At 67.3% G+C, this 17,125-nt stretch carries 17 protein-coding genes; 9 read left to right on the forward strand and 8 right to left on the reverse strand.

From position 1 onward, the window contains the following. Positions 1–52: 52 nt before the first annotated feature. Together G4223_RS20480 and G4223_RS16400 are read right to left on the reverse strand one after the other, a co-directional pair. Positions 53–1,579 carry a precorrin-8X methylmutase gene (locus G4223_RS20480; RefSeq protein WP_338086902.1) on the reverse strand — a complete coding sequence of 509 codons (1,527 nt, stop codon included), beginning with the start codon at positions 1,577–1,579 and terminating at the stop codon, positions 53–55. 6 nt (positions 1,580–1,585) lie between these two features. Then, entirely contained in the window at positions 1,586–2,587 is a 1,002-nt protein-coding gene (locus G4223_RS16400) for a sirohydrochlorin chelatase (RefSeq protein ID WP_163681962.1), read from the reverse strand. 126 nt (positions 2,588–2,713) lie between these two features. Between G4223_RS16400 and cbiB the strand changes: the two genes are divergently transcribed. After that, positions 2,714–3,709, forward strand: a complete 996-nt coding sequence (gene cbiB, locus G4223_RS16405; RefSeq protein ID WP_163681964.1) for an adenosylcobinamide-phosphate synthase CbiB — start codon at positions 2,714–2,716, stop codon at positions 3,707–3,709. A gap of 90 nt (positions 3,710–3,799) precedes the next feature. Next, the gene (locus tag G4223_RS16410; protein ID WP_163681966.1) at positions 3,800–5,512 is read left to right on the forward strand and encodes a sensor histidine kinase; all 1,713 of its coding nucleotides are present in this window, start codon (positions 3,800–3,802) and stop codon (positions 5,510–5,512) included. On the opposite strand, the gene G4223_RS16415 is transcribed toward G4223_RS16410, so the two are convergent. Genes G4223_RS16415 through cobO form a run of 3 tightly spaced genes read right to left on the reverse strand, consistent with a single transcriptional unit; the run spans position 5,490 to position 8,274 of the window. After that, positions 5,490–6,950 (reverse strand): cobyric acid synthase, encoded by a 1,461-nt coding sequence (locus tag G4223_RS16415; RefSeq protein WP_163682052.1) that lies wholly within the window; start codon positions 6,948–6,950, stop codon positions 5,490–5,492. The two genes, G4223_RS16410 and G4223_RS16415, sit on opposite strands and share 23 nt — an antisense overlap. Positions 6,951–6,969: 19 nt before the next feature. After that, the gene (locus G4223_RS16420; protein ID WP_163681968.1) at positions 6,970–7,668 is read right to left on the reverse strand and encodes a lipid-binding SYLF domain-containing protein; all 699 of its coding nucleotides are present in this window, start codon (positions 7,666–7,668) and stop codon (positions 6,970–6,972) included. 3 nt (positions 7,669–7,671) lie between these two features. Beyond that, positions 7,672–8,274: a cob(I)yrinic acid a,c-diamide adenosyltransferase gene (cobO, locus tag G4223_RS16425; RefSeq protein WP_163681970.1), complete on the reverse strand. Its 603-nt coding sequence runs from the start codon at positions 8,272–8,274 to the stop codon at positions 7,672–7,674. Between the two features lie 33 nt (positions 8,275–8,307). Between cobO and G4223_RS16430 the strand changes: the two genes are divergently transcribed. Then, positions 8,308–9,414, forward strand: coding sequence for a hypothetical protein (locus tag G4223_RS16430; RefSeq protein WP_163681971.1), 1,107 nt, complete (start codon positions 8,308–8,310; stop codon positions 9,412–9,414). A 134-nt stretch (positions 9,415–9,548) separates the two neighbouring features. On the opposite strand, the gene gluQRS is transcribed toward G4223_RS16430, so the two are convergent. Further along, positions 9,549–10,391 (reverse strand): tRNA glutamyl-Q(34) synthetase GluQRS, encoded by an 843-nt coding sequence (gluQRS, locus tag G4223_RS16435; protein WP_163681973.1) that lies wholly within the window; start codon positions 10,389–10,391, stop codon positions 9,549–9,551. A 50-nt stretch (positions 10,392–10,441) separates the two neighbouring features. Here gluQRS and G4223_RS16440 point away from each other — a divergent pair, with 50 nt between their 5' ends. The 6 genes from G4223_RS16440 to G4223_RS16465 all read left to right on the forward strand — a co-directional run bounded on the left by G4223_RS16440 (position 10,442) and on the right by G4223_RS16465 (position 15,428). Further along, positions 10,442–11,110 carry an alpha/beta hydrolase gene (locus G4223_RS16440; RefSeq protein ID WP_163681975.1) on the forward strand — a complete coding sequence of 223 codons (669 nt, stop codon included), beginning with the start codon at positions 10,442–10,444 and terminating at the stop codon, positions 11,108–11,110. A gap of 97 nt (positions 11,111–11,207) precedes the next feature. Then, complete coding sequence (locus G4223_RS16445; RefSeq protein ID WP_338086903.1) at positions 11,208–11,759, forward strand: HNH endonuclease; 552 nt, start codon at positions 11,208–11,210, stop codon at positions 11,757–11,759. A 112-nt stretch (positions 11,760–11,871) separates the two neighbouring features. Next, entirely contained in the window at positions 11,872–13,164 is a 1,293-nt protein-coding gene (locus G4223_RS16450) for an AmpG family muropeptide MFS transporter (protein WP_163681977.1), read from the forward strand. Positions 13,165–13,256: 92 nt separating this feature from the next. Next, positions 13,257–14,387, forward strand: a complete 1,131-nt coding sequence (gene ald, locus G4223_RS16455) for an alanine dehydrogenase (protein ID WP_163681979.1) — start codon at positions 13,257–13,259, stop codon at positions 14,385–14,387. A 5-nt stretch (positions 14,388–14,392) separates the two neighbouring features. Beyond that, positions 14,393–14,932: an inorganic diphosphatase gene (gene ppa / locus G4223_RS16460; protein WP_163681982.1), complete on the forward strand. Its 540-nt coding sequence runs from the start codon at positions 14,393–14,395 to the stop codon at positions 14,930–14,932. Positions 14,933–15,080: 148 nt separating this feature from the next. Next, positions 15,081–15,428, forward strand: a complete 348-nt coding sequence (locus tag G4223_RS16465) for a GIY-YIG nuclease family protein (RefSeq protein WP_241004166.1) — start codon at positions 15,081–15,083, stop codon at positions 15,426–15,428. Between the two features lie 116 nt (positions 15,429–15,544). On the opposite strand, the gene phoU is transcribed toward G4223_RS16465, so the two are convergent. Together phoU and pstB are read right to left on the reverse strand one after the other, a co-directional pair. Beyond that, positions 15,545–16,264, reverse strand: coding sequence for a phosphate signaling complex protein PhoU (gene phoU / locus G4223_RS16470; RefSeq protein ID WP_163681984.1), 720 nt, complete (start codon positions 16,262–16,264; stop codon positions 15,545–15,547). A 13-nt stretch (positions 16,265–16,277) separates the two neighbouring features. Further along, positions 16,278–17,069, reverse strand: a complete 792-nt coding sequence (pstB, locus tag G4223_RS16475) for a phosphate ABC transporter ATP-binding protein PstB (RefSeq protein ID WP_163682058.1) — start codon at positions 17,067–17,069, stop codon at positions 16,278–16,280. Between the last annotated feature and the right edge of the window lie 56 nt (positions 17,070–17,125).

Consider the following 17,125-nt stretch of genomic DNA (forward strand, 5'->3'; position numbering starts at 1 on the left):
GCATCAGCTCGCGGGCCCTCAACGGGCCAGTCCCTCGCTCCGCTCACTCCAGTCATTCCAATCCCCCCGCCAGGGCGTTGACCGCCGCGGCCGCCATGGCCGAACCACCGCGCCGGCCGCGCAGGGCGATGAACGGCAAACCCGACTGGATCAGCGCTTCCTTGCTTTCGGCGGCGCCGACGAAACCGACGGCGAAGCCCAGCACCAGGGCCGGGCGCGGCGCCCCCTCCTCCATCAGTTCCAGCAGATGGAACAGCGCGGTCGGGGCGTTGCCGATGGCCACCACCGCCCCTTCCAGGTGCGGGCGCCACAATTCCACCGCCATGGCCGAACGGGTGGTGCCCAGGCTTTTCGCCGCCTCGGCCACGCTGGGATCGTTCAATGTACAGATCACCCGGTTGGCGCGCGGCAGCTTGCGGCCGATGATGCCGTGCGCGACCATTTCGGCATCGACCAGAATCGGCGCGCCATCGGCCAGCGCCTTGATCCCGGCTTCGGCGGCGCCGTCGCTCCAGGACAGGTCGTCAACCACGTCGGTCATGCCGCAGGCGTGGGTGATCCGCACCACCACGTCACGCAGCGCCTCGGGCAGGGTTTCCAGCTCCACCTCGTCGCGGATGGTGCTGAAGGACTGGGCGTAGATGGCCGCCGGGTCCTTGACCCAATCGTGGATGTCCACCCGGTCGGGACCGGTCACCCCCAGGATCCAGCCTTCCTCGGTTTCCACGATTTCACGCTCCTCGACGCTCAGGGTCGGGTCGCCGGCGAACAGCGCACCCAGCCGGCCGTCGTCGTCAAGCCGGGCGTAATGGCGGGCCAGCGCGGTCACCTGGGCCTTGTCCTTGATCTCGCCCGCAGTCGCGGCCACCGGCAACAGGCCGGGATAAACCTCGGCCAGGACGACGCGCCAGTCGGAACTTTTCGACAGGGTCTTGAGTCCGGTCTCGAACGGCCATACCCGCGTCACCTCGGCCAGCCAGGGATGGCGGCGCAACGCCTCGAGGCGCGGCAGGCCGGTCAGGGTCTGGCTGCCGACGCTGCCGGCATAGGCGATCTGCCATACCGGTTTGGTGTTGCTGGCGCGCTGTTCGGTCAGCCGCCGTTCGGCAAGGCCGGCGGTGTCGGCCTTGGTGGCGGAAAGATGCGCGGTCTCAAGCGCTGCCGGCCGCCCCCAGAACGGCGCGGCGCGGCCCGATACCTGACGGTTCAACAGGTCGGCCACGGCGAAACGGTTGTTGGCGTTGTCGGCGCCGTCTTTTATTTCGGAGGCGATCCGACGCCACACGCCGCGCCAGTCCTTGGCGCCAAGCCGCGAGGCGAAACCGGCGGGAAAGCCGAAAGTGAAGTCGAACCCGCACAGCACCGTCAGGCCGCGCGCCGCCAGGTCGCTCAACAGGTCGGCCAATTGCGTCTCGGCCTCGGCCCGTGTCGGCGGGTTGGCGGTGGCGCGTTCCACCAACCCGCCGGGACCGCGCTCCACACAGGTCCACCAGATGCTGTCGCGACCGTGCTTGGGGCGCGCCTCGGCGCTCCAGTCCACCATCACATAGGCGTCGAAAACCGGCCCGGCGGTCAGCATGGAGGCTCAGCCTTCGTGCTTGTGGCCGTCGTCGCGCCCATGGTCGTGGTCATGGCTGTGCCCATGACCGTGGTGGTGGTGATGACCGTGGTCGTGGTGATGGTGGTCATGGCCATGGTCATGGTCGGCGTCGGTGCCGATACCGCGCACATGGTGATGGTGGCCGGCCTGGACCGCGCCCACCGATGCCTCGTGCCCGACCACCTGGGTCCGGTACTTGCACAAGGTGCAGTTCATGTGGGTCTCGCCCCTCAGGATCTCCTCGACCCGTTCGACGAAGCTGTCGATGACCAGGGGATGGTCGTTGAGATAGGGGGCGTTGATGAACTCGATGTCCGGGTTGGCGGCCGCCGCCTCGTTCGCCCAGTCGTAGATGCGCTTGACCAGGATGCCGGTGAACAGGAAGTACGGAAAGACGATGACCCGCTTGTAGCCCAGCTTGGTCACCCGTTCGAGGGCTTGGTTGACCAGCGGATAGGCGACGCCGGAATAGGCGACCTCGGTCCAGCCGAAGCCCATGCCTTCCCACAGCATGCGCGCCACCTTGGACACGTTGGAATTGGCGTCGGGATCGTTGGTGCCGCGTCCCACCACCAACAGTATGGTGTCGGCGCGGGTCACGCCCGGCTTGCCCTTGGCCTCGGCCTCCTCGATGCGGGCGCGCGATGCCGCCAACAGCTTGGGATCGACCGCCAGCTCGCGGCCGAAAGTGATGGACATGCCGGGGTTTTCGGCGGCGAAGGTGTTGATTTCCCACGGCAGGTCGTTCTTGACGTGGCCGGCGGCGAACAACATGCCGGGCACCGCCAGCACGCGGGTCACGCCCTGGGCCTTCAGCGCCTCGAGACCATCGCGGATGATGGGGCGTGCGAATTCCAGATAGCCGCTTTCCACCGCGTATTGCGGCAGACGTTCGCGCAGGTGGCGGGCCAGCGAGGCGAATTCGGTGGTGGCTTCGACGTCGCGGCTGCCGTGGCCGCAGATCATGACACCGGTTTTCTCAGTCATCGCGTGGTCCTTGCCTTCGTGCGGTTGCCGGCTGGGCCTTGCCTCCGGCCGGAAATCAGGGCACGGACTATAGGAAAAGCGCGGCGGGGTTGCCACCTTAAATCTCCGGGCGCTAAAGTCCGCCCCATGTTCCCGCTCGGCACCCAATTCGGCACCGCCCCAGACGCGCTTCTGATGCTGTTCATGGCCCTGGCCGTGGACGCGCTGTTCGGCGAGATGGGCCCGCTTTTCCGCCTGCTGCCCCATCCGGTGATGATCCTGGGGCGGCTGGTGGGCGCGCTCGACAAGCGCCTGAACAAGCCGACCCTGCCGGAAGGCGACCGCAAGACCCGCGGCGTGGTGCTGGTGGTGCTGATGGTGCTGGTGGCCCTGACGGTGGGGGGCGTCATCGCCTTCGTCGCCCGCGCCGTGCCGCATCTATGGCTGCTCGAGGTGTTCGCCGCCGCCACCTTGGTGGCGCAGCGCGCCTTGTTCGACCATGTGGACGACGTCGCCCGCGCCCTGCAAAACAACGGGCTCGAGGCCGGACGCTACGCCGTGTCGCGCATTGTCGGCCGCGACCCGCAAAGCCTGGACGAACACGGTGTTTCCCGTGCCGCCATCGAAAGTCTGGCCGAGAATTTTTCCGACGCGGTGGTGGCTCCGGTGTTCTGGTACGTGGTGCTGGGCCTGCCGGGGCTGGTGCTTTACAAGACGGTCAACACGCTGGACAGCATGGTCGGCTACCGCAACGACAAGTACCGGGCCTTCGGCTGGGCCTCGGCCCGGCTTGACGACGTCATGAACCTGATTCCGGCGCGGCTGGCCGGGCTGATCATCGCGGTTTCGGCGCTGTTCTCGGCGCGGGGCAACCCGTGGCGTGCCCTGGTGACCATGCTGCGTGACGCCCGCCACCATAAAAGCCCCAATTCCGGCTGGCCCGAGGCGGCCATGGCCGGTGCCCTGGGTCTGGCCCTGGGCGGGCCGCGCAAATATCCCGGCTTGGTGGTGGACGAAAAATGGATCGGTTCCGGGCGGGCGCGGGCCACCTTCGCCGACATCGACCGCGCCTTGCACTTGTTCTCCGCCGCCTGTCTGGTCGATGCCGGGCTGGTGGTGCTGGTGCTGTGGCTTCAGGCGTAAAACCCTTCCTTCCTTGGGGGTGATTGACCTTTTCCCGTTATCGTCCGAATAATACATTTGGGCTAATATGGACGTGGCGGAAGGTGGCGGATGGTTGCGCCGCAGGGTCGTGGGCTGGTGTGGCGGTACAAGGGGCGCATCGTCGCCCTGGTGCTGGCGGTGGTGCTGGGCGCCAATTGGGCGTGGCAGACCACCGAACGCCGTGCCCAGGCCCTGGCCGAGGGCGACCGGCTGGTCGGGTCGCTGACCCGGTCCCTGGAATACCACGTCACCTCGTCGCTCAGATCGGTGTCCAGCCTGTTGGACGAGGCGGTCAACCGCATCGATCCGGCGCAATGGCCGCAGCCCCATCTCGAGAGTTGGTTCCATGCCCGTCTGGCCGGCTATCCCGAGGTGCGGGCCATGCTGGTGGTGGACGCCGAAGGCAACCGCAAGGGCGAGGTCATCCTGCCCAACGGCCGCCCGCCGTTGGAACCGTCTCCCGAGAATATGGCCGGCCGCGATTTCTTCCAGAAACTGAAGGCCGATCCGCATGGCACCGCCATGGTGATCGGCACCCCCATCCTGCGCGGTCCGGGCGAAGGCTGCGTGCCGCTGGCCCGCGCCGTCCTGGATGCCGAGGGCGGGTTCGCCGGCATCGTGGTGGTCGGCCTCGACAGCGCGTCGTTGCGGGCCAAGCTGGAAACCGTGGCGATCGAGGACGCCGGCGGCACCGCCTTGTTCCGGTCGGACGCCACCTTTCTCGCCCGCACGCCGGGGCACGAGCGCTGGCTGGGCAAGGTGATGCCCGACAGTCCGGTGTTCCGTGAGCTGATCCCCCAGGCTTCCAGCGGCGTGGGCCATTTCATCGGTCGGGCCGACGGCAACGACAAGATCGTCGCCTACCGCACTTTCGCCGATTATCCGCTGGTGGCGGTGATCGGCGTGACCGAGAACACCGTGCTGCATGACTGGCGCGAGCAATTGTTCAAGGAAGGTATCGCCAATGCCGTGGTGCTGGTGGCGCTGCTGGTGCTGGCCACCCTTTACGACTGGCGGGCCGAGGTCAGCCGGCGGCTGATGGCGGAATTGGAACAAAGCCACCGCGAGCTTGCGCATCAGGTCGAGGAACGCACCGCCTATCTTGCCGCTTCCAACGCCGAACTGGCGCAGTTCACCTTCATCGCCTCGCACGATCTTCAAGAGCCGTTGCGCTCGGTCTCGAGCTTCCTGCAATTGTTGGAACGGCGCTACAAGGGGCAATTGGGGCCGGACGCCGACGAATACATCGCCTTCGCCGTCAACGGCGCCAAGCGCATGTCCACCTTGCTCAACGACGTTCTCGCCTATTCCCAGATCGGCAGCCCCAACCTGTTGCCGGGGCGCTGCGACACCAACGCCTTGGCGCGCGAGGCGCTGGCCAGCCTGGGCGACCTGGCCGGGGGCGAGGTGCGGATCGGCGAGTTGCCGGCGGTGGTGGCGGTGCCGTCACAGCTTTATTGCCTGTTCCAGAATTTGTTGGGCAACGCCCTCAAATACCGCAGCCAGGAACGCCCGGCGGTGGTGGCGGTCGGTGCCAGTGTCGTCGAGGACGGCTGGGTGCGGCTGGCGGTGACCGACAACGGTGTCGGCATCGACCCCCAGTATCACGAGCGCATATTCAAGATCTTCCAGCGCCTGCACCGGCGCGAGGATTTCGCCGGCACCGGGGTCGGGCTGGCGCTGTGCAAGAAGATCGTCGAATCGGCCGGTGGCCGGCTGTGGGTGGAATCGCGCCCCGGCGAGGGCAGCACCTTCTACTTCACCTTGCCGGCGGCCGACTGAGCGCCAACAGCCGGTCCAGGTCGATGGCCGCCTCGAGATGGTCGGCAAGACGGTCCAGCACGTCGTCCACCAGGGCCTCATAGGCCAATCCGCCGTCACGGCCGGGGCGCAACCCGGCCAGGAAGGCCGCGCGGAAACCGTCGGCGGCGAACAGGCCGTGCAGGTAACAACCCTGGACGCGGCCATCGGGTGAACGGGCTCCGTCCGCCTGTCCGGCCAGGGTCAGCAGCGGCCGGGCGCAATCGGGGCCCGTGGTGCGGCCCATGTGCATCTCGTAGCCCTTGACCGCGTGGCCGTGGCAATCGTGGCCGTTCACCTCGACCAGCACCTTGTCGCCGGCCATCACCGTTTCCACGTCGAGCAATCCCAGGCCCGGCGCCATGCCGCCGGCCGGTCCCTCGACCCCTTGCGGGTCGGCGACGGACCGGCCCAGCATCTGATAGCCGGCACAGATGCCCAGCACCCGGCCGCCGCGCCGGACATGGGCCAGGATGTCCACGTCCCAGCCCTGTTGGCGCAGGAAGGTCAAATCGGCGATGGTCGCCTTTGACCCCGGCAAGATGATCAGGTCGGCATCGGCCGGCAATGGTTGCCCTGGCGGAACGATCGACAGGCGCAGGTCGGCCTCGGCGGCCAGCGGGTCGAAATCGTCGAAATTGGCGATGCGCGACACCTGCGGCACCACCACGTGCAGCACCTCGCCTTCGGTCCTGGCCGTGGCGCGGCCCAGCGAGGCGGCGTCCTCGGCCGGCAGGCGTCCGGCCTCGGCGAACCACGGCACCACGCCCAGACAGGGCAAGCCGCCGGTGTGGGCGGCCATGATGTCGATGGCCGGGGTGAACAAGGCGGGATCGCCGCGGAACTTGTTGATCAGGTATCCGGCCAGCCGGGCGCGTTCGTTGTCCGGCAACAGCGCCCAGGTGCCGACCACGCTGGCCAGGACGCCGCCGCGGTCGATGTCGCCGACCAGCACCACCGGCACGTCGGCGGCTTCGGCGAAGCCCATGTTGGCGATGTCGGCGGCGCGCAGGTTGACCTCGGCGGCGCTGCCGGCGCCTTCGACCAGGATCAGGTCGGCGCCTTGGCCCAGCCGGTCGAAGCTTTCCAGGACGCGCGGCAACAGGCTGGGCTTGAGCCGGTAATAATCGCGGGCGGCGGCGTTTGTCAGCACCTTGCCCTGCACCACCACCTGCGAGCCGACATCCGATTGCGGCTTCAGCAACACCGGGTTCATGTCGGCCACCGGGGCCAGACCGCAGGCGCGGGCCTGCAACGCCTGGGCGCGGCCGATCTCGCCGCCGTCGATGGTGACGGCGGCGTTGTTGGACATGTTCTGCGGCTTGAACGGACGCACGGCCAAGCCCCGCCGGGTATAGGCGCGGCAAAGCCCGGCCACCAGCAACGACTTGCCGACGTCCGAGCCGGTGCCCTGGAACATCAGGGCGCGGGGGCGGGTTTCAGCGGGCAAGCAGGTCTCTCAGACGGTTGGATTGCGGGGCGTCGAGCCGCCGCGCGATCAGGATGTCCTCGGGGCTCGGGTTGCCGCCGTAATAGGCGGCGTTCCACGAATGACGCGGCAGGATGCCCGACCCTTCCAGCGTGGCGCCGCCATAGGCGCCCACCGCCTTGGAAAAGGCGTAGATGTCGGCGCCGACGTTCAGCGTGGTCGCCGCCTCGGCGCCGGCGCCCAGATGGGCCAACGCCACCCCGGCGTCGGCGCCGGCCTTGAAGCGGTTGTCCATGATGGCGCGCAAGCCGCCGTCGGTCATGATGACGAACATGGTTTCCGCGTCCTGGACACCGATTTGCAGTCCGACCGAGCCCGACGCCACCGAATAGAAGGCCGGTCCCGACCATTGGCCGTCCCGGTCGCGGGTCAACAGGATGCCGGTGCCGTATTCGGCGCCCAGGAAAAAGCCGCCCTTGACCAGATCGGGCACGATCAGCACCGCCCGTGCGCCGGGCAAAAGGCGGGCGATGTGGGGTTCCATGTTGGGATCGCGGCGCAGCCGCTCCACCGTGGCCTCGGCCCGGCCGATCATGCGGGTCTGGTCGGTGACCACCTGTTGGGCGTGGGCCAAGGGGGTGTCCAGGGGGGCGGCCAGCAAGGCCACAATCAGGGCCACGGTCTGGAGAACGGCGGACAAAGGACGCATGGGCTAGAACTCCACGCCCGGCTGGGCCTTGATGCCTTCGCGGAAGGGATGCTTGAGCATGGTCATCTCGGTCGCCAGGTCGGCGGCCTCGATCACCTGGGGCAGGGCGTTGCGGCCGGTCATCACCACGTGCTGGCCCTCGGGGCGTTCGGCCAGCGCCGCCGCCACCTCGTCCCACGACAGGTAGTCGTAGCGCAGCGCCACGTTGATCTCGTCCAGGATGACCATGCGGGTGTCGGCATCGGCCAGCATGGCCCGCGCCGCCTCCCAGGCGCGCTGGGCGGCCAGGATGTCGCGCTCGCGGTCCTGGGTCTCCCAGGTGAAGCCCTCGCCCATGGCCTTGAAGGTGACGCCCGGCAGGCTTTCCAGGATCCGGCGCTCGGCGGTGTCCCAGGCACCCTTGATGAACTGGACCACGCCGACCTTGAATCCGTGGCCGACGCAGCGCAGCGCCATGCCGAAGGCGGCGGTGGACTTGCCCTTGCCGGGGCCGGTGTGGACGATCAGCAAGCCCTTCTCGCCGACCTTCTTCGCCATCAGCTTGTCGCGGCTGGCCTTTTTCTTGGCCATCTTGTCCTTGTGGCGTTGCAAGGCGTCTTCGGTCATAACGCTACTTCCGGTGCAAGAGGGGTTTCGACGATGCGTATGTTCGCGGTGGTGATAACCGCTCTCATGATGCTTGCCGCAACCGGCGCCTCGGCGCAAGGGCCACGCGCCCTGTCCGAATGGATGTTGTCGGGAAACGGCTCGGCGGTGGCGGTGGGACATGTGGGCGCCGACGCCGTGGCGGTGGCGGTGAAAGGTCCCAAGGGACCCAGGCTGGTGCAGCTCGATTCCCGTCTGCGACCGGTGGACGACTTCACCCTGCCCGGTTCCGATTCGTGGGCGCGGGCCTTGGCGACGCCGCCCGGCGCGGTGGCCCTGGTGGCCGGTCCGGCCGAGCCGGCGGGGTTCGAGCGCGGCATCGCCGTGTGGCGGTGGCAGGTGGGACCCGATGGCCGCCTGATGCAGGATTGGCTGCGCCGCTTTCGCCGCACCGCGCTTGACGACGGCTGGGGGGCGGTGGCGCTTGACGACGGCGGGCTGGTGGTGGCCGGCCGCACCGGCCGCGAGGGCGCATGGATCCTGCGGCTGGACGCGGCGGGCGATCCGGCATGGCGGCGGCTGGCGCCGCCGGTGGCCGCCGATGGCGTGTTCGAAGCCCGTGCCGTGGGGGTGGCCGCCGACGGCGACGTTCTGGTGGCGGCCTATGGCGCGGTTTCGCCGCTGGAGCCGGGGGGGGTGTGGGTGCTGCGCTTCGACGGCGCCGGCAATGACCGTTCGCAACTGGTGATCGACGAAGCCGAGGACGAGCATCCCGAAACCCTGGCCGCTTTCGCCGATGGCGGCATGGTGGTGGCCGGCTGGTCGCTGGCGGTGGCCGAGGGGGTGCGTGCGCCCATGGCCGAGCGCCAAGCCTGGCTGGTGCGTATCGGCGCCGATGGCCGCATCGCCTGGGACCGGCGCTGGCCGGGCGGTGTCGGGGCGGTTACCGCGGTGGCGGCGCTGGAGGACGGCGGCGTCCTGGTGGCCGGTCAGGTGGCGGGGGGCGCCGTTCTGACCCGTCTTGGTTCCGATGGCGGAACGGTTTGGGAATGGCGCCGCCAGGGGGCCGTGCTCAACGGCCTTGCCCTGTTGCCCGACGGCCGGGCCGTGGCGGCGGGCGAACGGCGCGGCCGGCCGTGGGGCGTGCGTTTCGAGTATTAGGGTGCCGAGCGTTGAATCCGACGCTCGGCATGACCTGCGGCCGTTGAGGCCGCGGCCAAGCGTGCGGAGGCACGCGCCCGGCGAGGGCTGAATGTAAAATGGACCATCGGGCGTCAGGTTTGACGTCCGATGGTCTAAAAGCCGGCCATGGCGCGCACCTCGGCGGCGCTGTGGCCCGCCTCGCGCAACGCCTGAAGGGTCAGGCTGCGGTCGCGTTTGGCGAAGCGTTTGCCGCTGTCGTCGGTCAACAGCCGGTGATGGTGGTAGTCGGGCGTCGGCAGTTCCAGCAACGCCTGCAACAGCCGATGGACGTGGCTGGCGGCGAACAGGTCCACGCCCCGTGTGACCAGGGTCACATCCTGAAGGGCGTCGTCCACCGTCACCGCCAGGTGGTAGCTGGTGGGCGTGTCCTTGCGGGCCAGCACCACGTCGCCGAAGATTTCCGGCGCCGCCACCTGCGGACCGGCGGCATGGTCCAGCCAGCGCAGGGGACCCGCCTGTCTTATGGCCTGGGTCATGTCGAGCCTGAGGGCGTGGGGTTCGCCGGCGGCCATGCGGTCGGCCCGTTCGGCCGGGTCCAGGCGGCGGCACAGGCCGGGATAAAGCACGCCGTCGGGTCCGTGCGGGGCATGGCCCGACCGCGCCACCTCGTCGGCGATGTCCTTGCGGGTGCAGAAACAGGGATAGAGCAGGTTCCGGGCCGCGAGCCGGGCCAGGGCCGCGCGGTAATCGTCGAAATGTTCGGACTGGCGGCGTACCGGCCGTTCCCACTCCAGCCTCAGCCATCCCAGGTCCTCTTCGATGCCGGCGACGAATTCGTCGCGGCAGCGGCCGGAGTCGATGTCCTCGATCCGCAGCAGGAAACGCCCCGCCTTTCCCGCCTGGGCGGCGGCGAACAGGGCGGAATGGGCGTGGCCCAGATGCAGCCGCCCGGTGGGGCTGGGCGCGAAGCGGGTGACGAAGGGGGGTTGGTCCATGGCCGTTACCATACCATAATCACTCTATCGACCCCAGCCGGAGACCTACCATGACCGCTCTGCTTTCCGGCCCCGAGGCGTTGCCGCTGTCGGGGGACTCCGCCCGTCAACTGGTGGTGCTGTTGCATGGCGTCGGCGCCGACGGCGCCGACTTGGCCGAACTGGTTCCCTATCTGGCGCCCGCCTTGCCGGACGCGGCGTTTTTGTCCCCCGACGGGCCGGAACCTTACGACATGGCGCCGTTCGGCCGGCAATGGTTCTCGCTGGCCGACCGCTCCGGCCCGGCCTTGGCCCAGGGCGTGCGACAGGCCGCCACGGTGCTTGACGCCTATCTCGACCAGCAATTGGCCCGTTTCGGCCTGACCGAGGCGGAATGCGCGGTGATCGGCTTTTCCCAAGGCACCATGACCGCGTTGCAGGTGGCGCCGCGCCGCGAACGGCCCCTGGCGGCGGTGGTGGGTTTTTCCGGCGCCCTGGTGGCGGCCGAGACACTGGCCGCCGAATTGCGGTCCCGTCCCAGGGTGCTGCTGATCCACGGCGACGCCGACGAGGTGGTCAACCCGGCCTGCCTGGCCCAGGCCGAACAGGCCCTGACGGCGGTGGGCATTCCGGTGCTGGCGGAAAGCCGGCCGGGACTGGGCCATTCCATCGACGGCCCCGGCCTGTCCCTGGCCATCGGCGTGTTGCGTCAGGTGTTCGGTCTGGAAGAGGATGGCTGAACAGCTTTTCCCGTAACCGTAACAGGGGCGGTATGGATTTGACCGCTCGGATACAGTATGTTGGGCCAGCCCTCGCCGAGAGGAGGTGCCGGTCGCCGTGGAAGCCTATCCCGCCCTGGTTCTGAACGCCGATTTCCGGCCGCTCAGCTATCTGCCCCTGTCCCTGTGGTCCTGGCAGGAGGCGGTCAAGGCAGCGGTTGCCGGGCGGGTCAACATTGTCTCGGAATACGACCGGGTGATCCATTCGCCGTCCTGGCAGATGCGGCTTCCCAGTGTCATTTCGCTTAAGGAATATATCCCGGCGGGGCGGAAGCCGGCCTTCACCCGCTTCAACGTGTTCCTGCGCGACCATTTCGCCTGTCAATATTGCGGCCGGTCGTTGCCGGTGCACGATCTGACCTTCGACCACGTCATTCCGCGCGCCATGGGCGGGCGCACCAACTGGACCAACGTGGTCGCCGCCTGCGGTCCGTGCAATCTGGTCAAGGGTTGCCGGCTGCCGCGTCAGGCCGGCATGCGCCTGCTGCGCTGGCCGGTCGAGCCGTCGAGCTTCGAACTGCACGAAGCGGGGCGGGCCTTCCCACCCAACTACCTGCACCATTCCTGGCGCGATTTCCTTTATTGGGATTCCGAACTGGAGCAGTTTTAGCCCGTTAACCCTTTTTCCGCTAAACTGCCGGTTCCCTTCCGTCAGGACATCCGACCATGTCGCCACGCCGTTCCCGTTCCGCGTTCCAGGTCCCGACCCGCCACGGTGCGGCATGAGCGGGCGTTGGCGCGCCGCCTGGGCGGTCTATGGCGACCGGCGCATCCTGTCCATCTTCCTGTTCGGCTTTTCCAGCGGGTTGCCGCTGCTCCTGACCAAAAGCGGCTCGACGCTGGGGGCGTGGCTGACCGACGCCCATGTGGATCTGGCGTCCATCACCATGCTGGCCTGGGCCGGCATGCCCTATTCGCTGAAATTTTTGTGGGCGCCGTTTCTCGACCGGCTGAGCCCGCCCTTGGGCTTCGCCCGGCTGGGCCAGCGGCGCGGCTGGATGCTGCTGCTCCAGATCGTGTTGGCCGCGTCGATCGTGTTCCTGGCGATGGTTCCGGCGGACGATACCTGGATGATGGGGCTGGGCGTTTTGCTGGTGGCGTTCTGTTCCGCCAGCCAGGACGTGGTGGTCGATGCCTATCGCGTCGATATCCTGGTTGCCGACAAACAGGCGCCGGGTGCGACCATGATCCAGGCCGGCTATCGCATCGCCATGCTGGTGGCCGGCGCCGGCGCGCTGTGGCTGGCCGAACACTTCCTGACCTGGCCCGAGGTCTACATGGTGATGGCCGGCATGGTGGGAATCGGCATGGTGGCGACGCTGTGCAATCCCGAACCGCATCTGGGCGAGCGCACGCCCATCCCGCCCGGCGCGCGGGCGTGGATCGAGGACGCGGTGGTGTCGCCGTTCGCCGACATGCTGCGCCGTCAGGGCGGCGCGCTGTTCGCCATTCTGGCCTTCATCATGCTGTTCAAGCTGTGCGACGCCATTCCCGGCTCGGTGGCGACGCCGTTCTACAAGGCCATGGGTTTCAGCAACGACGAAATCGCCGGCATCACCAAGGTGTTCGGCCTGGGCGCCACCATGATCGGGCTGGCGCTGGGCGGCGTGGTGGCGGTGCGTCTGGGATTGTTGCGGGCGTTGTTCATTACCGGGGTTCTTCAGGCGGTGTCCAACCTGATGTATGTGTGGCAGACCTTCATGGGCCATGACCGTCTTGCCCTGGTCGCCACCATCGCCATCGAGAACGTCAGCGGCTCCATGGCCGCGACGGTGTTCGTCGCCTATCTGTCGCGGCTGTGCAGCCTGAATTATTCCGCCACCCAATACGCCCTGTTGTCGGCCCTGGCGGCGGTGGGCACCAACTTCTTCTCGGGTTTCAGCGGCATGCTGGTGCAGAGCATGGGCTGGGCGGGGTTCTTCGCCTTCACCACCCTGACGGCGTTGCCGGGCATGGCCATCCTGGTATGGCTGATGCGCAACATGCCAGTGGAAGCGACCGCGGAGCGGGCTTAATCTAGACGTCGTTTCCGCGCGATCTTCACCATACCGTCAGGTTGCGCATGCTCCTTTTTGGGGTATTGTAATTCCAAAAAATGGGTGAGCCCATGCGCATCGGCGTTCCCAAGGAAATCAAGAGCCACGAATACCGCGTCGGGTTGACCCCTGGCTCCGTTCGCGAGCTGGTGCATCACGGCCATCAGGTGATTGTGGAGCGTTCGGCCGGCGACGGCATCGGCTGTTCCGACGCCGCTTACCGCGCGGTCGGTGCCCAGGTGGTGGACAGTGCCGCCGAGGTGTTCGCCACCGCCGATCTGGTGGTCAAGGTCAAGGAACCGCAACCGGCCGAGATCGCCCGCCTGCGCGAGGGCCAGGTGCTGTTCACCTATCTGCATCTTGCTCCCGACGCCGACCAGACCAAGGCCTTGGTGGAATCGGGCGTCACCGCCATCGCCTACGAGACGGTGACCGATTCCTTCGGCCGTTTGCCGTTGCTGGCCCCCATGAGCGAGGTCGCCGGCCGCATGGCGGTCCAGGTCGGCGCCCATTGCCTGGAAAAGGAACAAGGCGGCATCGGCGTGCTGTTGGGCGGGGTGCCGGGCGTCGCGCCGGGCAACGTGGTGGTCCTGGGCGGCGGCGTGGTCGGCACCAACGCGGCGCGCATGGCGGCTGGCCTGGGCGCACGGGTGGTGGTGCTGGACAAATCGTTGCCGCGCCTGGCCCAGATCGACGAGATGTTCGGCGGCCGGGTCCAGACCGCCTATGCCAATCTGAACGCGCTGGAGCAGCATGTGCTGGACGCCGACCTGCTGATCGGCGCGGTTCTGGTGCCCGGGGCCGCCGCGCCGCGTCTGGTCAGCCGCTCCCAGGTGGCCGGCATGCGCAACGGCTCGGTTGTCGTCGATGTCGCCATCGACCAAGGCGGCTGTATCGAGACGGCCCGCCCCACCACCCACGCCCAGCCGACCTATGTCGAGGAGGGCGTGGTTCATTATTGCGTGACCAACATGCCGGGCGCGGTGGCGCGGACCTCGGCCTTCGCGCTCAACAACGCCACGCTGCCTTTCGTGCTGGCCCTGGCCGACAAGGGCTGGGTCGGCGCGGTATCCGAGGACCCGCACCTGCGCGCGGGCCTCAACGTCCATCGCGGCCAGGTCACCCACGCCGCAGTGGCGCGCGACCGCGGTTTCCAGTATGTGGATGCCGAGGTCGTCCTGACCAAAGAACAAGGATCATAAGAACCATGGATATCAAGAAGATCCCCATCGGCAAGAACCCGCCGAACGACATCAACGTGATCATCGAGATCCCGCTCAAGGGTGATCCGGTGAAGTACGAGATCGACAAGGAATCGGGCGCCATGTTCGTCGACCGCTTCCTGCACACCGCCATGTACTACCCGACCAATTACGGCTTCGTCCCGCACACCTTGTCGGATGACGGCGATCCGGTGGACGTGATGGTGGTCGGCCGGCATGGCGTCGCGGTGGGATCGGTCATGCGGTCGCGCCCGATCGGCGTGTTGCTGATGGAGGACGAGGCCGGTCACGACGAGAAGATCCTGGCCGTGCCGCATCCCAAGCTGCACCCGTTCTACGACGACGTGAAGACCTATTCGGACCTGCCCGCTACCCTGATCCAGCAGATCGAGCACTTCTTCGCTCATTACAAGGATCTGGAAGAGGGCAAGTGGGTCAAGGTGATCGGCTGGGGCGGCCCGGAAAAGGCCGCCGAGATCATCGAGGCCGCCATCAAGAAGGCCGAGAAGAAGACGAAGAAGTAATCTTCGCCGCCTTCCGGGCAAGAGAAAACCCTCCCCCTGCCACCGAGAGCCGTTGGGGCTAGGTGTGTTTGATGTCAGCCCCGCAACAGGCCATGAGCCAGTTGCGGGGCTTTTCATTTACCGAAGAATTTCTCCGTCATGGCCGGGCTTGACCCGGCCATCCACGCTGCCGGTTGCAGACGCCCACGGCGGGCCGCATCATGCGAGCATGCAAGGCGGCTGGGTCTACATCATGACGAACCGACCGAATGGCACGCTGTACGTCGGCGTGACCAGCGATTTGGCGCGTCGAGCATGGGAGCACCGGGAGGGCGTCGCCGACGGCTTCACCAAACGGTATGGGCTGAAGCGGCTGGTTTATGCCGAGCGATACGAGGACATCCGCACCGCCATTCAGCGGGAGAAGAACCTCAAGCACTGGCCGAGGGCTTGGAAGGTCAAGCTGATCCTGGCCGACAATCCGAACTGGGACGATCTCTACGAGCGGCTGGCGTAGCCGTGGATGGCCGGGTCAAGCCCGGCCATGACGAAACACACTTAGTCTCAACGGCTCCCCTGCCATCGGGGGAGGGTTTTTTTGGTTCTTCACCGGATTCCGGGATGAACCTTTCCTTATTCCTGCTCGGCGCCTTCCAGGGCCGAGGTGTCGCGCTTGGGCCGCTGGTCGTTGAGCTTGCGGCCGGTGACCAGGAAATAAGTCATCTCGGCGATGTTGGTGGCGTGGTCGCCGATGCGTTCGATGTTCTTCGCGATGAACATCAGATGGGTGCCGGCGGTGATGGTGCGCGGGTCTTCCATCATGTAGGTCAGGATCTCACGGAACAGGCTGGAATAAAGGTCGTCCACCTCCTGGTCGCGCGAACGCACCGCCAGCGCCTTTTCCGCGTCATGGGTCAGATAGGCGTCCAGCACCTCGGCCAGCAGCGCCTGGACCAGCCGGCCCATGCGCACCAGCGAGCGCATGGGAGCGACCGGCGGCATCTGGTTGAGCACCAGCGACCGCTTGGCGGCGTTGGCGGCGTGGTCGGCGATGCGTTCCAGGTCGCCGGCCGCTTTCAGCGTGGCGATCACCGCGCGCAGATCGTCGGCCACCGGGGCGCGCAACGCCAACAGCCGCACGGTCTGTTCGTTGACGAAGCTCTCGCAATCATCGACGCGGACGTCGTCGTTCATGATGCGGGTGGCAAGGTCGCTGTCGCGATGTTCGAGCGCCTCGATGGCGCCCTTCAACTGTTGCTCGGTCAGGCCGCCCATACGGGCCAGCGCGTCGTGCAGGCGCTTCAGTTCCTCGTCGAAGGAACGGACGATGTGTTGGTCGCCGATGGTGGGCATGTGCGCAATCTCCTTAACCGAAACGGCCAGTGATGTAGCCTTGGGTCAATTGGTGGCGGGGGGCGGTGAAGATCTGTTCGGTGGGGCCGATCTCGATCAACTCGCCCAGATGGAAAAAGGCGGTCTGTTGCGACACGCGCGCCGCCTGTTGCATGGAATGGGTGACGATGACCAGGGTGTAGCGCTCGTGCAGCTCGTCCATCAGTTCCTCCACCTTGGCGGTGGCGATGGGGTCGAGCGCCGAACACGGCTCGTCCATCAGGATCACCTCGGGGTTGACGGCGATGGCGCGGGCGATGCACAGGCGCTGTTGCTGGCCGCCCGACAGGCCGGTGCCCAACTCGTGCAGGCGGTCCTTGACCTCGTGCCACAGCCCGGCCTTTTCCAGCGCCGTCTCGACGATCTGGTCCAGATGGGTCTTGTCCTTGAACAGCGCGTGGATGCGCGGGCCGAAGGCGACGTTCTCGTAGATGGTCTTGGGGAACGGGTTGGGTTTTTGGAAGACGATGCCCACCCGCATGCGCAACAGCACCGGGTCGATGCCGGCGGGACCGTAGACCGCCTCGCCGTCCAAGGTGATGTCGCCGCTGACCCGCGCGCCGGCGATGGTGTCGTTCATGCGGTTCAGGCAGCGCAGGAAAGTGGATTTGCCGCAGCCCGAGGGGCCGATCAGCGCGGTGACCTGGCCGGCGGGAATGTCGAGGTCGACACCCTTGAGCGCCAGCTTGTCGCCGTAATGCACCTTGACCGCGCGGGCGGTCATCTTCGTTTCGTCCGCCGCGCCCTGGTCCACCGCTTCCGCCATGATCGGGTCCTGAATATGGAACATCCGGGCTAGGTAACCCGAGCGGCGACCCCGTT

Origin of the sequence: Magnetospirillum aberrantis SpK (assembly GCF_011022235.1) — a bacterium.
Classification (GTDB): Bacteria; Pseudomonadota; Alphaproteobacteria; order Rhodospirillales; family Magnetospirillaceae; genus Magnetospirillum; species Magnetospirillum aberrantis.

Excerpts from the sequence above, each read along its gene's own strand:
- G4223_RS20480 (WP_338086902.1), bottom strand. The coding sequence starts at position 1,579 with ATGCTGACCGCCGGGCCGGTTTTCGACGCCTATGTGATGGTGGACTGG.
- G4223_RS16400 (WP_163681962.1), bottom strand. The coding sequence starts at position 2,587 with ATGACTGAGAAAACCGGTGTCATGATCTGCGGCCACGGCAGCCGCGAC.
- cbiB (WP_163681964.1), top strand. The coding sequence starts at position 2,714 with ATGTTCCCGCTCGGCACCCAATTCGGCACCGCCCCAGACGCGCTTCTG.
- G4223_RS16410 (WP_163681966.1), top strand. The coding sequence starts at position 3,800 with ATGGTTGCGCCGCAGGGTCGTGGGCTGGTGTGGCGGTACAAGGGGCGC.
- G4223_RS16415 (WP_163682052.1), bottom strand. The coding sequence starts at position 6,950 with ATGTTCCAGGGCACCGGCTCGGACGTCGGCAAGTCGTTGCTGGTGGCC.
- G4223_RS16420 (WP_163681968.1), bottom strand. The coding sequence starts at position 7,668 with ATGCGTCCTTTGTCCGCCGTTCTCCAGACCGTGGCCCTGATTGTGGCC.
- cobO (WP_163681970.1), bottom strand. The coding sequence starts at position 8,274 with ATGACCGAAGACGCCTTGCAACGCCACAAGGACAAGATGGCCAAGAAA.
- G4223_RS16430 (WP_163681971.1), top strand. The coding sequence starts at position 8,308 with ATGCGTATGTTCGCGGTGGTGATAACCGCTCTCATGATGCTTGCCGCA.
- gluQRS (WP_163681973.1), bottom strand. The coding sequence starts at position 10,391 with ATGGACCAACCCCCCTTCGTCACCCGCTTCGCGCCCAGCCCCACCGGG.
- G4223_RS16440 (WP_163681975.1), top strand. The coding sequence starts at position 10,442 with ATGACCGCTCTGCTTTCCGGCCCCGAGGCGTTGCCGCTGTCGGGGGAC.
- G4223_RS16450 (WP_163681977.1), top strand. The coding sequence starts at position 11,872 with ATGAGCGGGCGTTGGCGCGCCGCCTGGGCGGTCTATGGCGACCGGCGC.
- ald (WP_163681979.1), top strand. The coding sequence starts at position 13,257 with ATGCGCATCGGCGTTCCCAAGGAAATCAAGAGCCACGAATACCGCGTC.
- ppa (WP_163681982.1), top strand. The coding sequence starts at position 14,393 with ATGGATATCAAGAAGATCCCCATCGGCAAGAACCCGCCGAACGACATC.
- phoU (WP_163681984.1), bottom strand. The coding sequence starts at position 16,264 with ATGCCCACCATCGGCGACCAACACATCGTCCGTTCCTTCGACGAGGAA.
- pstB (WP_163682058.1), bottom strand. The coding sequence starts at position 17,069 with ATGGCGGAAGCGGTGGACCAGGGCGCGGCGGACGAAACGAAGATGACC.